This is a genomic window from Pseudomonas sp. GW821-FHT10B02 (assembly GCF_059415665.1).
Genome location: NZ_JBWKNR010000001.1, coordinates 453547 through 470494, shown reverse-complemented (window position 1 = coordinate 470494; position 16948 = coordinate 453547). Strand labels below are relative to the sequence as shown.

Below are 16948 nucleotides of genomic sequence, written 5' to 3'. Positions count from 1 at the left end.
TCGGCGCAGCGCCGGTTTAGCCAGCACCATCCGGCCCCTCAAATCAATGAATCGGCTTGCCGCACAGCAATGCTGCAAAGGTGTCGGCCATCACCGACGACGATTCACGTCGCTGCACCAGCCATACCGCCGTGTCCGCGCCCTCGTCGAGCAGCTCGCGGTACACCACGCCATCGATACGCATGCGCTGGAACGAGGCCGGCAATACCGACACCCCCAACCCGGCTGACACCAAACCGATGATTGTCATCGCCTCGCCAGCCTCCTGGGCAAAGTGCGGGCTGAAGCCCGCCTGCCGGGCCAGGCTCAACAACTGCGCGTACAGGCCACTGCCGTAACTGCGCGGAAAGAACACGAACGGCTGCTCGGCCAGCGCCGCCATGTACAGCCCGCCTTCGCTGCCGTGTGCAAGCGGATGCGCAGCGTTGATCACCGCGACCAGGGGCTCACGGAACAACTCCGTGGCCACCAGGCTTTCCGGCAGAGCCAAGGGCCGTATCAGGCCGACTTCAATACTTTCATCGAGCACCGCATCGGCCACGGCCTGGCTGCTCATCTCTTTAAGGTTCAGGTGCACGGCCGGAAACCGCTGGCGAAAGGCGTAGATCGCTTTAGGGATCGTGGAGTTGAAAGGCGCCGATGAGGTGAAGCCGATCTTCATCTCGCCCAGCTCACCCAGCTGCGCACGGCGGGCGACATCGGCGGCCTTGTCGACCTGGGCCAGCACCAGTCGTGCCTCTTCGAGAAACAGACGCCCCGCCTCACTGAGTTCGACACGACGATTGGTCCGCTCGAACAGACGCGCCCCAAGCTCCTGTTCCAGGGCCTGGATTTGCTGGCTCAAGGGCGGTTGAGAAATCCCCAGGTTCTGCGCCGCCCGGCCAAAATGCAGCTCTTCGGCGACAGCAATGAAGTAACGCAGGTGGCGCAATTCCATGGCAACTCCAATAGGTCGCAAAACCTCTTAAACAGGTCGAACAATATATTGGAAATGATCATTAGCCAGCTATATGCTTTTTTCACTGCCTGACAGGCCGTAGCGCCCCCGAGGTCATCCGTGAAAACTGCTGTTGCTCCACACGTCCACGAACTGCCCCCCGCCCCGCTCGACGAGATCGTCGCAAGCCTGAACGAACACTGGATCGAAAAAGGCACCCCGGCCTTTTTGCGTACCGTACTGGCGCTGTTCTGCGGCGGCTTTGCCACCTTTGCCCTGCTCTACTGCGTGCAACCGATGATGCCGCTGCTGTCCCAGGAGTTTTCCATCAGCGCTGCGCAAAGCAGCCTGATCCTCTCGGTGTCGACCGGCATGCTGGCGGTCGGCCTGCTGATCACCGGGCCCATCTCGGATCGCATCGGGCGCAAGCCGGTGATGGTGTTTGCCCTGTTCTGCGCAGCCCTGTGCACCCTCGTCAGTGCGCTGATGCCCAGTTGGCACGGCGTTCTGCTGACCCGTGCGCTGCTGGGGCTGTCGCTGAGCGGTCTGGCGGCCGTGGCGATGACGTATCTGAGCGAAGAGATCCATCCACAGCACATTGGCCTGGCCATGGGCCTGTATATCGGTGGCAACGCCATTGGCGGCATGAGCGGTCGCCTGATCACCGGGGTACTGATCGATTTCGTCAGCTGGCACACGGCACTGCTGGTGATTGGCAGCCTGGCCCTGATCGCGGCAGTAGTGTTCTGGAAAGTGCTGCCCGAGTCGCGAAACTTTCGTCCGCGCTCACTGCACCCGCGCAGCCTGCTGGAGGGTTTTACCCTGCACTTTCGCGATGCCGGACTGCCCTGGCTGTTCCTCGAAGCCTTCCTGCTGATGGGCGCCTTCGTCACCCTGTTCAACTACATTGGCTATCGCCTGCTGGCCGAGCCTTATCACATGAGCCAGGCGTTGGTCGGCTTGCTGTCGGTGGTGTACCTGTCGGGCATCTACAGCTCGGCGCAGATCGGTGCCCTGGCCGACAAACTGGGGCGGCGCAAAGTGTTCTGGGGCACCATCCTGCTGATGTTCAGCGGCCTGTTGCTGACCTTGTTCAGCCCTTTGTTGCTGGTGATCGTCGGCATGCTGGTGTTCACCTTCGGCTTCTTCGGCGCGCACTCGGTGGCCAGCAGCTGGATTGGACGGCGCGCGACCAAAGCCAAAGGCCAGGCGTCGTCGTTGTACCTGTTCAGTTACTACGCAGGATCGAGTGTGGCCGGGACGGCCGGTGGGGTGTTCTGGCACCAGGGCGGATGGAACGGGATCGGGCTGTTCATTGGCAGCTTGCTGGTGGTGGCGTTGCTGGTGGCGTTGCACCTGAGCAAGTTGCCAGCCAAAAGTTGAAAAAGGGCCGCTATGCGGCCCCTTTCAATCAGTTGATCACTTCAACCAGATCAACATCCACTTCACGACTCATCAAGTGCTTTTCGACTTCACCGGTCAGCTTGACCTTGGTCTTGTCATTGAAGGCCACTGGCGGCATGTCTTCCTTGTCGATTTCGACAGTGATGGTGCCAGTGCTGTCCTTGAATTCGAACTTGTCATCGTTGTTCAGCTTCTTCACCACGAAGCCTTGCAGCACCACCGGGGTGTCGTCGGCAGCATCGTTGGCTGCGGAGACGGTGGTCACCGGCTGAGCACCTGGACCGGTATAACCGGCTGCCAGAGCAGCGGTGCTGAACAAAGGGGCAAGCAGCAGAGCGAGGTAGCGGGTTTTCATGGTGGTATTCCAATGTGCAGAGAAGATGCACCTACGATAAAACGCCGCGCTGAATTCAAACTTAATTTCCATTGTTGCCCTGAACCGGTTCTTTCGGAGCCAGCAGGCTGATGCGAACTTCCAGCGCCTGCTCGATTCGCTGCAGAGACAGCGATACAATTTTCCCTCCTTGCTGTTCTAACCGGTGTAGCCACTGCACTACGGCGCCCCCATCGCCACGGGCACTGAACTGAATGTGTTCAAGGTTGAAGTCCAGGCTTTGGACTGTCAGCCCAGCAGCGATCGCGCTGCTATTGAGCCATGCGACAGAGAACAGTGAAGTTTCAGGAGGAGCAGCCGCCGCTTGAGCACTGACAATGGCTTTAGCCAGCACTACTTGCTGTTCATAAGCATGTTCGGCAAATGCCAGACGTTCACGCCCGACACCCCAGACTCCACGCCACATCAGCAAGGCCAGCATTAGCACCACCCCCACCAACAACAGCCTGCGGCCTTGCACCTTGTACAGCGCCGCGAAACGAATCCTGACCCGGTTCATTTGCGCATCGTCCAGACCACATTGGCTCGAATACCCTCCTGTGACTGAGTAGCCTGCTCAACCACCAGTTCAGCACCTGCGCGAAGGCGTTCCAGATCGCTCAAGCCCCGTGCCAGCACCAACAGTTGCCATTCCTGCCCCTCCTGCCATTGAGCACGCTCAAGGTGCACATTGCCCGTCACCACCATCACCTCGCTCAAGGCTTCAAATCGTTGCATCAGCGACTCGCTGGACACCCGGTTATGCTGCAGCGCTTTCAATTGCGCCTCAAGGTCCGGACCTGGCGTGTGTCCGGGAAACAACTGCTGAAACCGTACGACACTCGATTGGCGCAGCTCTTCAGCCCGGGACTGGAGAAACTGAGCGCGCGAAAAATCGAACAGGCTGGCAAGTGTGCAAAGCAATAGCATTGCGCACATGGGCCATTGCCAGGAAAGCGCGGCACGCCGACGACGGAACGAGCCCTGGAGCAGATCAACAGATGTGCTCCTGATCGAGAACAGCAGCACTTCAGTACTCTGCACCGGGCTGGTTCCGAGCGGTTCCGTTGATTCGGCTGCGTCGCAATACCACTTCATCTCCGGCAGCTCAGGCTTGAGTTGCATTGCATCGTGTGAACTGAGCGCCAGCCGTGCCGGTAGTGCCCCACCGAGCAGCCAGCGCTCGCCCACCCTCAACGCACACGGCTCTGTCTCAGGCAACAAGTCTGCATCGGCATATACCGCGGCCAGAACAATCCCGGTGCCTGTCAGCAACTCGATGATCCGCGCAAAGAGCTGTCTATCGGCAGTCAGTACGGGGTAGCGGTCATCAATGCCTCTGGCGCCCACAGCGAAATGCAGAGACTCCAGTGGAGCGTCCAGTTGCTCTTCCACTGCAAAGACAATCGCCTGGGACGACACGCGGCGCATTTGTGGCGGTGACAGGGTCCAGCCGATCATTTCCTGAGGTAGCACCACATTCACTGCAACACCTTGCAGGCATGAGCATGCGCTATCCAGATCGCAGCACGTGGCAACAGCTTGTCCCGCCTGCCAGAGCATCACCGGCCAGGCCCCTGAGCACTCACCCAGTCCAGCGGGCAAAAGATACAACCAGCGTTCGCTCATGATGCTTGATCACTCCCAAGACGAGATACGCTGCGCCGTATCACCCGAACCTGATTTTTCTCCGGACCGCGCTCCAGGTCACTGAACAGATACAGCGTTTGTCCGTTCTGTTGCACTTCGACGGTGACGTGGAACCAATGGCTGCTGACCGCCAGCCCATGTCCGCCAATGGTAAGTTGTTGGGCATTGGCTGCTTCGTTAAAGGCTTGCACCGTGGCATATCCGTTCTCGGGACGCTGGCGCAACAGCTGATCCACGACGCTTTCATCAATCCCTTCAAGCATCGACAGCAACGTTGAAGAAACCGTATTGATGTTCAGCCCGGCCGACACCGGCAGCAGCGACACCCAAGGTTGCAATCGCTGCATCAGTGCACGGTCAACGCCAGGTAGCGAGCGCAGCTGTTCAAGCTCCAGCAGGCTCATGCCCTGCAGCTCTTCCGGCCCCAGTGATTTGATGCCGAGCGCATCACGCAGGCGTTGCCAGCGCTGCAACGTAACGCGGTCTATCTGCCCCTTCCTCGTCAGCGCCCGCAGGTTGAAGCGGCTGGCCCGGTCCTCGATCTTGACCAGTACCTGCCCCTGATCAAGCTGCAACCGTTGCGAATGTGTCCAGGGCTGGTCCAGATGTGTGGAAGCTACCGCATCTCCATGCTCCGCAGCCAACAATGCGCGAGCATAGTTTTCCCCGGTAACAGCCAGCTGCCATTGCTGTAGAAAACGCACCTGCTGCCCGATACTCGCAACCATCATTTCGTGACTGCGCAGCAACCCCGATACGATCAGCAATGCCAGAGCCATGACCAGCAGCACGGTAATCAACGCCATCCCGCTTTGCCGCTTACTGTTCATAGGACGGCTGCACAAACAGAATGACCCGCCTGAGGTCTTGCCAACGTTCCGTTGAAAGCACCACCTCCAGCGCTTGTGGTGCAGCTTTCAAGCCAGCGCTGACAGGCCACTCGGCCTGCCAGCCGAGGTCGTGGTGGAAGAGTCGCCAACTGACTTTCGTCACGTCGGCCAGCAGGCGCTGGGAATGTGTATGGCCTTGTTCAAGTTCACGGCTGTCGCGCCACAGGCCAGCCTGCTCCAGGCGATAGTTCACCAGCCGCAGGCCACTGCGAGGCAGGTCCGAAGGGTTGCGCTCCCCAGCGCGCAGCCATTGCATGCGCGTGCCCCGCAAACTCACGCCATAGCCGTTTGCCGCATCATTGGCGGCAAATACACCATGGCGTACATCGCGCTCAAGAATGGCAAATGCACGCTGCAGATTGCGCAGCTCTTGCGCATGCTCGCTTGCAGCACCTTCCGTGCGTACCAGCACGTCGAACAAACGCCAGCAAGCCACGGCCAACAATGCAAACAAGGCCAGCGCCAGTAACAATTCCAACAAGGTGAAACCACGTTGCCCACTAGTGTTCATGAGTATCGGCCTGAAACCCCAGATGATTGCTGGCCAGCACCTGCTCCGAGTCACTCAGTACGACACTTACTTCCACCCAGGTCAGCCCTGCATCTCCGGTATCGCGCCAGGTCTCATGTAAAGTCCACTCCCGTTCGCCCATACGCCGAGTTACTGACTGAGAGGCACTTTTCCGTGGATTCAGGGACAACTCGGTGAGGTGGTTGTCCACCAGCCATGCCGCCAGTAATCGCTCATGCAGGCCCGTCTGCTGGAAAACCACATACCCAGAGGCAGACACCACTGTCGTCGACAGCAAGGCGAACACCGCCAATGCAATCAGCACCTCCAGCAGGGTAAAACCTTCTTGCTTAGCCATCGCTGTGCAGGTCATCCAATCCGTCGCTGACAACACTTGCCAAGCGCTGTCCCTTGCGCTCGAACTGCAAGGTAAAGGCAGCCACCTCGTCGCTACTGGAAATAAGCACCTGAGGTTCAACGCAATGTTCTGGCAAACGTAACCGGCGTCCGTCCATCTGCAGCTGCAAATCGAGGTCAGTGAACAGCCCTTGACCGTGGGGCTGCCAGGTGACGCCTTGCCATCGCATCAAACGGATACGCCCCTGCAGGATACAAAGGCCATACTCTCGCCCTTCCAGCACTGCCGATTGACGGCCGAGGAACATGAGATCGACAACACCGCGTGCCTGCTGGCGCGCCTCGCGGGACTCATCCTGCAACGTGTTTAGCCCGACCATGCCCAACACACTGCCGATCACTACCAGCACGAGTAATAGCTCCAGCAATGTAAAGCCCTGCTCAGCACGCCTGATCATTCAAGGCTCCCAGTTACCGATTTCGGCTGCCAACCCGTCTCCACCCGGCTGACCATCCGCGCCAAGAGAGTACAAGTCAAAACCATAGGCCGATCTCAGTCCCGGGTTCAGGTACTGATAAGGTGTGCCCCAAGGATCCTGCGGCAATACCTTCAAATAACCCTGTGCGCTCCAATGACGCGGACTAGGTATCCCCTGCGGACGCTGTACCAGCGTTTGCAGACCTTGGGTGGTACTCGGGTAGTAACCATTGTCGAGACGGTAGACTTCCAGTGCAGTGGCAATGGACTTGATATCCGTACGTGCAGCGGTTGCCTTTGCCTGGTCTGGTCGCCCCATGATGTTGGGGAGTACCAACGCCCCGAGAATGCCGAGGATGACCACAACGATCATGATTTCAATCAGGGTGAAACCGCGTTGCTGGCGGTGTCGCAAGGTAGGACGAAGAGACATGGTCAGCTCACCAATTGGTTGAGATTGAGAATGGGCATGAGGATTGCCAGTACGATGAAGAGGACCATGCCGCCCATCACCACCAGCATCAGCGGCTCGAACAGGCTGAGTGCCAGAGCGATGCGCCCGGCAAGCAACTTGTCCTGAAGGTTGGCCGCGCGCTCAAGCATGTGGTCGAGCTCACCCGCGCGCTCGGCGCTGGCAATCATCTGCACCATCAGTGGGGGCAGGCTCGCACTTTGCTCCAGACTTCGGGCCAGGCTGACGCCTTCGCCCAGGGACTTCGCTGCCTCCTGCAAACGCTGACGCACCAGTAGATTGCCGACCACTGCCGCCGAAATCTCCAGCGCCTCAACGAGGGGGACACCACTACGGGTCAGAATTGCCAGCGTCCTGACGGCACGGGCTGCTTCGCTGCCGCGCAGTAACGGCCCAAGCAATGGAAGGCGTAACAGCATGGCGTGCCAATACCGGCGCCGCCTGGGCTCATGCAACAACTGACCGGCGGCCAGTATTGCGCAGGCAACCACCATGGCAATCCAGATTCCGTACTGGCGCACAGCATCGCTGATCGCCATCAAGGCTACGGTTACACCGGGCAGTTGCTGATGGTTATGCACAAACACCTGAACCACATCCGGAACAACATAGCCAAGCAGGAAGGCGACGATGGCCAGGGAAACGACCATTAGCACCAGCGGATAGACCATCGCCAGACGAATGCGCTGACGCGCCAGCTGCTGGGCCTCGGTATGCTCGGCCAAGTGATCGAAGGCCTGTTCCAGATAGCCGGAGCGCTCGGCAGCCGCTACCGTGGCGCAATACACTGCAGGGAAGGCCTGGGGGTGTGCGGACAGTGCTGTAGCCAGGGGGTTGCCTTCGGTAACACGACCGGCAATGTCCAGCACCAACTGTCGGACCCGGCGCTTCTCGTTCTGCGACGCCACAGCCTGCAGCGCTTCGGTCAGCGGCATTTGTGCCTGCAACAGCGTGGCCATCTGCCGAGTGATCAATACCCGCTCCGCCTGAGTCAATGGAGAACCTCGGAGTCGCGCCAACAAGCTCGACGCCAAGGCCGGACGCATAGCCAACACCTGCAAGCCCTGTACCCTGAGCAACTGCCGGGCATGTCTTGCATCGCGAGCAACCACTGTGCCTCGCCTACGCTTTGCACCGGCATCCAGTGCGCAGTAACTGAAGGATTTCATAACGGGTCCTGTACGGTGACCCGTAGCAATTCTTCAACACTCGTGCGCCCCTGGCGGACCAACTCCAGACCGTTCTCAAAAAGACTGGCTGACTGCTCGCGCACCTGTGCAGATAGCTGTGCTTCAGAAGCACCCGCATGAATGGCGTCGGCCAGCGTTGGCGTAATCAGGACCATTTCGTATATTCCCAAGCGCCCGCTATAGCCGCTCAGGCAATGCTCACAGCCTTGCGCATTGAATACACGTTGCAATCTTGCATCGTTCAAGCGCGTGGCTATCTGCGCCGTGACAGGCATCTCCAGACGACAGTGAGGACACAGTGCCCGAACCAGTCGCTGAGCCAGCACCCCTGTCAGCGATGAAGCCAGCAGGCAGCTATCCACGCCAATATCGAGCAGGCGAGTGATGGCCCCGACCGCACTGCTGGTATGCAGCGTCGACACCACCAGATGCCCCGTAAGCGACGCCTGCACAGCCACCTGGGCCGTTTCCCGGTCACGTATTTCTCCGACCATGACCACATCGGGGTCCTGACGCAACATGGCGCGCAGGCCTCGCGCAAAGGTCATTTCGACCTTGGGGTTGACCTGAGTCTGGCCAATGCCCGGCAAGTGAAACTCGATTGGGTCCTCAACGGTCAGGATGTTGCGGGAACTGTCGTTGAGAACTGAGAGGGCAGTGTACAAAGTGGTCGTCTTGCCCGACCCGGTGGGCCCCGTCACCAGGAAAATTCCGTGCGGTCTTTGCAACACCTGCTGGAAATGCGCCTTCACCTGTCCCTGCATGCCCAAAGTATCAAGGTCCAGGCGCACGGCCTGGCGATCCAGCAAGCGCATGACCACACGCTCACCGTGAGCCGAAGGCAAGGTTGATACCCGGACATCAACCTCATGGCCGGCCAGACGCAAACTCAGTCGTCCATCCTGTGGTACGCGTTTCTCAGCGATGTCCAGCCGTGCCATGACCTTGATTCGAGAAACCAGCAACGCGGAAAGTTCGCGCCGGGGGCGTAACACTTCGCGCAACATGCCATCGATCCGCAAGCGCACGCGCACGTCATGTTCAAAGGTTTCCAGATGGATATCAGACGCTTTTGCGCGCACGGCCTCACTGAGTAATGCATTGAGCAAGCGGATGATTGGCGCATCGTCCTGTTGCTCCAGCAGATCGCAGGATTGCGGTAAATCCTGAGCCAGCCGGGAGAGATCCAGCTGTTCGTCCAGGCCTTGCACTACCGATTGTGCTTCATCCTGGTCCGAGCTGTAGCAGGTGGCCAACCGATCGGCAAATACACCAGCATCGACCCGGCGCAGTGGCCAGTCGGCCCCCACTATTCGTCGAGCCTCTCCCAGCGCGCTCAATGGAACATCTTTGCGAATCAGCAGACAAGGCTCTGGAGCATGTAGATCGAGCAGGATCCCGTTGCGCCGGGCAAAGCCGAATGACAATCGCCCGTTCACCGGCCACCCTCCGGCTTAGCCTCGAACAAACTCCGCGGATCCTGATCCAGCCAGTCAGTATTGTCCTGGCGAAGCCGATCGTACTGGCGCTGATTGCTCTGCGTCCGATCGGCAGTAGTACGGATAATGGTCGGTCGCAGGAATACCATCAGATTGGTCTTGATTTGCGTATCGCGACTCCAGCGAAACAGCCCGCCAATCCAGGGCAGACGCCCCAGACCAGGCACTTCGCTGCGCTCACGACGAATGCCGTCCTTGATCAGGCCGCCAACCACAATGATCTGTCCATCCTCGGCGAGGATCGTGCTCTTGAGCACGCGCTTGTTGGTGACGATATCGGCCCCCGACAAACCAGGGACAACCTCTGAACTCTCCTGCTCGACCTCCAGGCGCAGGTTACGTCCCTCATTGATATGCGGACGGATTTTCAGGCTGATGCCGACATCCTTGCGCTCGACAGTGGTAAATGGATTGTCAGCACCACTGCCGGATGTGGTGTAGGAGCCTGTCTGGAAAGGGACGTTCTGCCCCACCAGTATTTCTGCGTCCTGATTATCCAGGGTCAGCAGGCTCGGGGTAGAAAGCAAGTTGTTCCGCGTATCGCTGGCCAAGGCTGAAATTAACGCGGCAAAACGGTCTGTACCTACTGCCAGCCCTGCGCCAACCACCACCCCGGATTCGGCCCCGGACAGCAGATCGGGAAGTGAGACCCCTGCACCAGGAAAGTTGACCGCTCCGGTGAGCGAGCCGGTATTGACACCCCACTGCAATCCCAGCGATTGACTAATGTCGCCAGAAACCTCAACGATTGCCGCCTGAATCAACACCTGGGCGCGAGGCTGGTCCAACTCCCGGACTATCTGTTCCAAGGTACGCAGGCGCTCGCTATCTGCCACCAGCACCAAAGCATTCTGGCTTTCATCCGCCTCGATCCTTGCCGCCGGGGCCAACTCGGACTTGCCTGTGCTGTCCGCCTTGGCAGGCTCCGTGAGGCCCTTGCCAATCTCGCCCATCACCTTGGCCAATTGTCCCGCATCGCCATAGTCGAGGCGAATGACCCGCCAATTTTGAGCACCTGCTGGTGAGGGTGTATCGAAGGCTTGTACCAGACGTACAAGCTTCTGACGCACCTTGGATGACCCAAGCACCAACACGCGATTTCCACTTGGGTCGGCAAGCACCTTGTGAGTAGCACGGTTCGAATCTGTAGCAGCGCTTACCAGTGTGACCACGTTGTTGGCGGTCGCATGCTTGAGCTGTACCAGGCTGAACTCATGCTGCTGGCCCGCATCCAGCTGTTCAACCAGATCCCCGAGGCGCTCCAGATTCGCTGCCGAGTCGGTGATCACCAGCGCATTGGCCGAAGCCGAAGGTCCCACATAGCCTGCACTGGATACCAGGGGGCGCAAAAGCCCGGCGATATCTGCCGCAACGCTGCTGCTTAATTCGAACACCCGAGTGGTCATTGCATCGGGAAGACCCGAGGCCTGTTGATTGGCCCAGGTTTTCGCTTCGCCGCCCGGTACAATCAGCAAGCGCTCACCGTCGTTAATGGCCGAGAAGCCCTGCGCATTGAGCACCGAGTAGAAAAGCCGACGTACTTCTTCGCCCTCCAGGGGTTCGTTGGAATGTACAGTTACTCGGCCTTGCACCCGCGGATCAAGGACAATGGTCTGGCGCAAGATGGAGCCCACCTCACGAACAACATCGCGAATGTCGGCGTCGTTCATTGCCAGTTGCCAGGTAGGCTCTTCAGCTTTTGACTGCAGAGCAAACAAGCCAGACATCAGCAACAGGCATGCAATCGACAGCCAGGACCGGTTCATGGCTGCACCTGCGGATCCGGAAGAAAATACCGCGACGCGGGTACACCAGATGCTTGCGTCAAGGCCGCCACAGTCGCGAGAAAATGGCGATCCGCAGGCACTAATGGCAGCCTCTCCTCCCGTCCAGCACGCCAGAGTACGATCTGTTGCGCCCCGATTTGCCGCAGTACGCTTCCCCCTGGCACGCTGTCACCAATGCGGTATACCTCATCGCGTCCCAGGGCGCCGATAAGCACGCGCGAATCACCCTGAGGCGCAATAAATATCGCTTTGAGCAACAATTGCTCCGTGCTTTGTGGCACCTGCCCTGAAGACAACAAGCCAAAGGCCAGCTCAGTGGTGCGAACCTTTAGTGGTGCTGACAGCTGATGACTCGGCGGCTGCGGAGCTGTCACTTCAGGTGCCTGCCACTCTCTGCGAAACATAGCGTCCTTCCAGACCATCCACCCACCGGCAACCAGCACCAACAGCAATGACAGGCCGTTTAGCGGGGTCATGATGAAAACCACATGCGTTTAAGTACGGGACGTCCGGCACACACGTGGCGAATGACAGCTGCCACATGAATTGCGATCAGCAGCGCCAAGATGGCACAGGCGATGCCGTGAACCACATTGAATATCCGCTGCAGGGACTGATCGTGAAGCGGCTGCGTGAAGCTGAACCAGGAAAAAACCTCAACCGGCCTGTCCATCATCAAAACACCTGTCACCAGAACAAGTGCAGTTACGCCGTACAAAGAATTATGTACAACCTTTACAGCTCGCTCATGATTAGGAGTTGCAACACAACTCACACTCACCGGCCAGCGCACGCGAAAATAGCAACGCAATATAAACAGCGGAATAAAAAGCGTTGTAACTGCAACATTAAAAGCAGCAACATTTGCAGCAACATCGCTACCCACTTCAAGCAGCGCCAAGTAAAACCCACTCAGTGTTGCCCAGATAATAACCACCGCAGACAGCCAGTGAAGCAGAATCTGCCACACGCTGTAATATGACTTATTCAAAACAGTCACCATTGATACAGCAAGCAATAGCCCGTCATCTATAATAACGGGCATACACTTGTGCTCAGAAGTTATAGGGCATCCCAGGCATCTTGCCAGTGTGAACCGACACCAGGCTCGTAGTTATTACTACTCGCTGAGTAGATCTTGCACCAACCTTCGGCCGGGAACGGTTTGCACTTGTAGACAACGCCATTCTTAGGTTGCAGAACTCGAACACCCTCTCGATACAGTTCGATACCTTGAGGGAAAACATAGTCATGACCGCCCTGTCCCTCTACAAGCCGCACCGAGCGTTCCTCCTGAAGCACTACACGGCCATTTTCGGAGATACCAACCAATTTGAGCAGGTGTTCACCTCCAGTGCTTTGCACTGCCAAGGTGAATGGCACAGTGCCTTGGTCGACTAGGTGACTGACAGAACCAACTTGCTTATGACTGCTGTCGAACAAACTGGCGGTGACCGTCAGCTTCTTGTTGCTCATCACCGAGAAGTCCAAGGTCGCCATGTTCTCATTCAACGGATATTCGGCGGCGAGACCATGGATATGCAGGTAGGCTTCATCGCCCGGATTAAATTCGTAAGCCAGCTCGAAACTGCTGATGCCCGCTGACGGCTTGGCATACAAGGTGTTGCTACCATGTGCCGGGAGAATATTACCCTCACCGTCACGCTGGCCCGCCTTGACCTGACTCTGGATCTGATTGATATGCTGCGCCAGTTTGTACGACCAGTTCTCTGGCTGGCCTTCTTGCGCCGTGCTGACCTGGATAGTGGTGCTAAAGCCTTCGTGCTCCACGCCTCTGACAAACGCACGTGCCTTGACCCGATCACCGACTTCGAGCGTACGCTGTGGCTGGATCTGCCCGACCTCCGCCCACTCTGGCCCCGGCTCGCCCGGACCGCTGGCACCGATGTCCACGTCCATCACTTTATAGAAAGCGTTAACCGTGTTATCGATGGTCCAGATGCCATAGATTACGTGGTAACCCTGCCGGTCCGGTGGTAATTGACACCGATGTTTCTCTTTACCTGGCCCGGTGCCACCTTCCGGCAAGTCGAATGGTGGCGTTCCATTCCATTGCACCGAGCAAAAAGGAGCGGCGTCAAAGGATGCTCGCGACAACGGCAGATTGGGGTTCCAGTCGTTGCGGGTAATGTAGTACTCCCAACCCGTTGTGTTATGGCCTGCGGCGTAATGCCAGCTGAATTCGACCGAACCGGACACAGGTGTCTTGTGCCAACGCGTTGACGTTTGAACATCAAGTTGAGCAAACGCCTGGTTTTCACCACTCGCAAGTTTACCGTCTGCCGGGCCTCGTGCCGGAAATCCTTTTATGGTTTCACCGACACTTTGCGGCTCATACTGGGCGGCGCCACAATTTATGTTCAGCCCCCGATTACATGCATAGGCCCGCGAAGGCGGATCAACAACATAACCATGCGCCGACACCCCCGAAGAAAATATCGCTGCACATATCGAACCACTCATAACTGACAACAAGGATAACGAAATCCGTTTCATAATCTGTTCCTCAGCCGACTACTTAATCAAGACTTAATAGTCGCTGAGGAGAATAATATTTGATGTCAGAAAAATAACTTAGCTGCGTTTGAAAAAGCGCTCTACACGACTGGAAAGCTTCGAGCATAAAAAACCCGGCGTTAGCCGGGTTTCTATTAGCATGGTTGTCTATTTGTGGTACTGCGCCGACAACTCGTGCACGGCGTTGATGAACGCCCCCGCATGCTCCGGATCGACTTCCGGGGTAATGCCGTGGCCGAGGTTGAACACATGGCCGCTGCCATGGCCATAGCTGGCGAGGATGCGCCCGACTTCGGCGCGGATGGCTTCTGGCTTGGCATAAAGCACGGTCGGGTCCATGTTGCCCTGCAGGGCGACCTTGCTGCCGACACGCTGGCGGGCTTCGCCGATGTCGCAGGTCCAGTCCAGGCCCAGAGCGTCGGCGCCAGCGTCAGCGATGCTTTCCAGCCACAGGCCACCATTCTTGGTGAACAGGATGACCGGTACCTTGCGCCCTTCATGCTCGCGAATCAGGCCGCTGACGATCTTGCGCATGTAGGCCAGGGAGAACTCCTGATAGGCCGCCGCCGACAGGTTGCCGCCCCAGGTATCGAAGATCTGCACGGCTTGCGCACCGGCGAGGATCTGACCGTTGAGGTAGCTGATCACCGACTGCGCCAGCTTGTCGAGCAGCAGGTGCATGGCTTGCGGGTTGTCGTAGAGCATGGCCTTGGTCTTGCGGAAGTCTTTCGACGAGCCGCCTTCGACCATGTAAGTGGCCAGGGTCCACGGGCTGCCGGAGAAGCCGATCAGCGGCACACGGCCGTTGAGCTCGCGGCGGATGGTGCTGACCGCGTCCATCACGTAGCCGAGGTCTTTCTGCGGATCAGGGATCGGCAGCGCTTCGATGTCGGCCAGGGTGCTGATGACCTTCTTGAAACGCGGGCCTTCGCCGGTTTCGAAGTACAGGCCCTGGCCCATGGCGTCGGGGATGGTGAGGATATCGGAGAACAGGATCGCGGCGTCCAGCGGGTAGCGGTCCAGCGGCTGCAGGGTGACCTCGCAGGCGAACTGCGGGTTCATGCACAGGCTCATGAAGTCACCGGCCTTGGCGCGGCTGGCGCGGTACTCCGGCAGGTAGCGGCCGGCCTGGCGCATCATCCACACTGGGGTGACGTCTACGGGTTGCTTGAGCAGGGCGCGCAGAAAACGATCGTTCTTCAAGGCAGTCATGTCGGCATCCGGAAAAAAAGTGCGGGCATTTTCTCAGACACCAACGGAAAAGGCACGGTAAGTACCGTGCCTTTTGTCTATCGACTTGTGACAGATCAATAGATTTAGCTAAAAGCATCGCCGGCAAGGCCGGCTCCCACAAGGTCACAGGTGTGTACAAGACCTGTGGGAGCTGGCCTTGCCAGCGATGAGGCCCGATCAGACCTCCAGGTAATCGAGAATCCCCTCGGCGGCATTACGCCCCTCAAAGATCGCCGTCACCACCAGGTCAGAACCGCGAACCATGTCGCCACCGGCAAATATCTTCGGGTTGCTGGTCTGGTGCTTGAAGGTGTTCTTCTCCGGTGCCACAACGCGACCCTGGCTGTCGGTCTGGATGCTGAACTGCTCGAACCATGGCGCCGGGCTCGGACGGAAACCGAAGGCGATGACCACGGCGTCAGCCGGGATGATCTCTTCGGAGCCCGGAATCGGCTCGGGGCTGCGACGGCCACGGGCATCCGGCTCGCCGAGACGGGTCTCGACCACCTTCACGCCTTCCACCTTGTCTTCACCGACAATCGCGATCGGCTGGCGGTTGTAGAGGAACTTCACGCCTTCTTCCTTGGCGTTCTTCACCTCTTTGCGCGAGCCCGGCATGTTCGCTTCGTCACGACGGTAGGCACAGGTTACCGCCTTCGCGCCCTGGCGGATCGAGGTGCGGTTGCAGTCCATCGCCGTGTCGCCACCACCGAGTACCACGACCTTCTTGCCCTTCATGTCGACGAAATCTTCCGGCGACTTCTCAAAGCCCAGGTTGCGGTTGACGTTGGCCACGAGGAAATCCAGGGCATCGTGCACGCCAGGCAGGTCTTCACCCGGGAAGCCGCCTTTCATGTAGGTGTAGGTGCCCATGCCCATGAACACTGCATCGAACTCTTCGAGCAGTTGTTCCATGCTGATGTCCTTGCCCACCTCGGTGTTGAGGCGGAACTCGATACCCATGCCGGTGAAGACTTCGCGACGATTGCTCAGCACAGTCTTTTCCAGCTTGAACTCGGGAATACCGAAGGTCAGCAAGCCACCGATTTCCGGGTTGCGATCGAACACCACCGGGGTCACCCCGCCGCGCACCAGCACGTCGGCGCAGCCCAGGCCGGCCGGACCGGCGCCGATGATGGCGACACGCTTGCCGGTCGGCTTGACCTTGGACATGTCCGGGCGCCAGCCCATGGCGAAGGCGGTGTCGGTGATGTACTTCTCCACCGAACCGATGGTCACCGCGCCGAAGCCGTCGTTAAGGGTGCAGGCACCCTCGCACAGACGATCCTGCGGGCACACCCGGCCGCAGACTTCCGGCAGGGTGTTGGTCTGGTGCGACAGCTCGGCGGCAGCGAGGATGTTGCCTTCGGAGACCAGCTTCAACCAGTTGGGGATGAAGTTGTGTACCGGGCACTTCCACTCGCAGTACGGGTTGCCACAGCCCAGGCAGCGGTGGGCCTGCTCGGCCGACTGCTGGGGTTTGAAGGGCTCGTAGATTTCCACGAACTCTTTCTTGCGTTGACGCAACAGTTTCTTCTTCGGATCCTTGCGCCCGACCTCGATGAACTGGAAGTCATTACTCAGACGTTCAGCCATGTTCTAAACCTCATCAAACTCTTCAGGCGCATA

Annotated in this window: 18 protein-coding genes; 1 reads left to right on the top strand and 17 read right to left on the bottom strand. The window is 58.6% G+C overall.

What is annotated here, in order from left to right; genetic code table 11:
* Positions 1–43 precede the first annotated feature (43 nt).
* A complete protein-coding gene (locus AC07OF_RS02225) occupies positions 44–937 on the bottom strand; it encodes a LysR family transcriptional regulator (RefSeq protein WP_476446147.1) in 894 nt (297 codons plus the stop codon).
* A gap of 153 nt (positions 938–1090) precedes the next feature.
* On the opposite strand from AC07OF_RS02225, the gene AC07OF_RS02220 reads away from it, so the two are divergent.
* Complete coding sequence (locus AC07OF_RS02220; protein ID WP_408635441.1) at positions 1091–2320, top strand: MFS transporter; 1230 nt, start codon at positions 1091–1093, stop codon at positions 2318–2320.
* A gap of 28 nt (positions 2321–2348) precedes the next feature.
* Here the strand turns inward: AC07OF_RS02220 and AC07OF_RS02215 are convergent, their stop codons facing one another.
* The 16 genes from AC07OF_RS02215 to AC07OF_RS02140 form a co-directional block, all read right to left on the bottom strand.
* Positions 2349–2696: a YgiW/YdeI family stress tolerance OB fold protein gene (locus tag AC07OF_RS02215; protein WP_157194540.1), complete on the bottom strand. Its 348-nt coding sequence runs from the start codon at positions 2694–2696 to the stop codon at positions 2349–2351.
* 61 nt (positions 2697–2757) lie between these two features.
* Complete coding sequence (locus AC07OF_RS02210) at positions 2758–3234, bottom strand: hypothetical protein (protein ID WP_495072534.1); 477 nt, start codon at positions 3232–3234, stop codon at positions 2758–2760.
* Positions 3231–4343 (bottom strand): type II secretion system protein GspL, encoded by a 1113-nt coding sequence (gene gspL / locus AC07OF_RS02205; protein ID WP_495072533.1) that lies wholly within the window; start codon positions 4341–4343, stop codon positions 3231–3233. The genes AC07OF_RS02210 and gspL overlap by 4 nt, the downstream gene beginning before the upstream one ends.
* Entirely contained in the window at positions 4340–5194 is an 855-nt protein-coding gene (locus AC07OF_RS02200) for a type II secretion system minor pseudopilin (RefSeq protein ID WP_495072532.1), read from the bottom strand. The genes gspL and AC07OF_RS02200 overlap by 4 nt, the downstream gene beginning before the upstream one ends.
* A complete protein-coding gene (gspJ, locus tag AC07OF_RS02195) occupies positions 5184–5765 on the bottom strand; it encodes a type II secretion system minor pseudopilin GspJ (protein ID WP_157194544.1) in 582 nt (193 codons plus the stop codon). Before gspJ ends, AC07OF_RS02200 begins: the two co-directional genes overlap by 11 nt.
* Positions 5755–6123, bottom strand: coding sequence for a type II secretion system minor pseudopilin GspI (gspI, locus tag AC07OF_RS02190; RefSeq protein ID WP_157194545.1), 369 nt, complete (start codon positions 6121–6123; stop codon positions 5755–5757). The genes gspJ and gspI overlap by 11 nt, the downstream gene beginning before the upstream one ends.
* Positions 6116–6580, bottom strand: a complete 465-nt coding sequence (locus AC07OF_RS02185; RefSeq protein ID WP_157194546.1) for a prepilin-type N-terminal cleavage/methylation domain-containing protein — start codon at positions 6578–6580, stop codon at positions 6116–6118. The genes gspI and AC07OF_RS02185 overlap by 8 nt, the downstream gene beginning before the upstream one ends.
* Positions 6581–7033, bottom strand: coding sequence for a type II secretion system major pseudopilin GspG (gspG, locus tag AC07OF_RS02180; RefSeq protein ID WP_495072531.1), 453 nt, complete (start codon positions 7031–7033; stop codon positions 6581–6583).
* A gap of 2 nt (positions 7034–7035) precedes the next feature.
* The gene (gene gspF / locus AC07OF_RS02175; protein WP_495072530.1) at positions 7036–8241 is read right to left on the bottom strand and encodes a type II secretion system inner membrane protein GspF; all 1206 of its coding nucleotides are present in this window, start codon (positions 8239–8241) and stop codon (positions 7036–7038) included.
* Entirely contained in the window at positions 8238–9701 is a 1464-nt protein-coding gene (gene gspE, locus AC07OF_RS02170) for a type II secretion system ATPase GspE (protein ID WP_157194549.1), read from the bottom strand. Before gspE ends, gspF begins: the two co-directional genes overlap by 4 nt.
* On the bottom strand, positions 9698–11527 hold the full coding sequence (gene gspD / locus AC07OF_RS02165) for a type II secretion system secretin GspD (RefSeq protein WP_476446150.1): 1830 nt from the start codon (positions 11525–11527) through the stop codon (positions 9698–9700). The genes gspE and gspD overlap by 4 nt, the downstream gene beginning before the upstream one ends.
* Positions 11524–12024: a type II secretion system protein N gene (locus AC07OF_RS02160; RefSeq protein ID WP_495072529.1), complete on the bottom strand. Its 501-nt coding sequence runs from the start codon at positions 12022–12024 to the stop codon at positions 11524–11526. Before AC07OF_RS02160 ends, gspD begins: the two co-directional genes overlap by 4 nt.
* Positions 12021–12539 carry a cytochrome b gene (locus AC07OF_RS02155; RefSeq protein WP_157194552.1) on the bottom strand — a complete coding sequence of 173 codons (519 nt, stop codon included), beginning with the start codon at positions 12537–12539 and terminating at the stop codon, positions 12021–12023. The genes AC07OF_RS02160 and AC07OF_RS02155 overlap by 4 nt, the downstream gene beginning before the upstream one ends.
* 71 nt (positions 12540–12610) lie before the next feature.
* A complete protein-coding gene (gene gbpA, locus AC07OF_RS02150) occupies positions 12611–14065 on the bottom strand; it encodes an N-acetylglucosamine-binding protein GbpA (RefSeq protein WP_495072528.1) in 1455 nt (484 codons plus the stop codon).
* Positions 14066–14233: 168 nt separating this feature from the next.
* Positions 14234–15298: a uroporphyrinogen decarboxylase gene (hemE, locus tag AC07OF_RS02145; protein ID WP_157194553.1), complete on the bottom strand. Its 1065-nt coding sequence runs from the start codon at positions 15296–15298 to the stop codon at positions 14234–14236.
* Positions 15299–15496: 198 nt separating this feature from the next.
* The gene (locus AC07OF_RS02140; protein WP_157194554.1) at positions 15497–16915 is read right to left on the bottom strand and encodes an FAD-dependent oxidoreductase; all 1419 of its coding nucleotides are present in this window, start codon (positions 16913–16915) and stop codon (positions 15497–15499) included.
* Positions 16916–16948 lie beyond the last annotated feature (33 nt).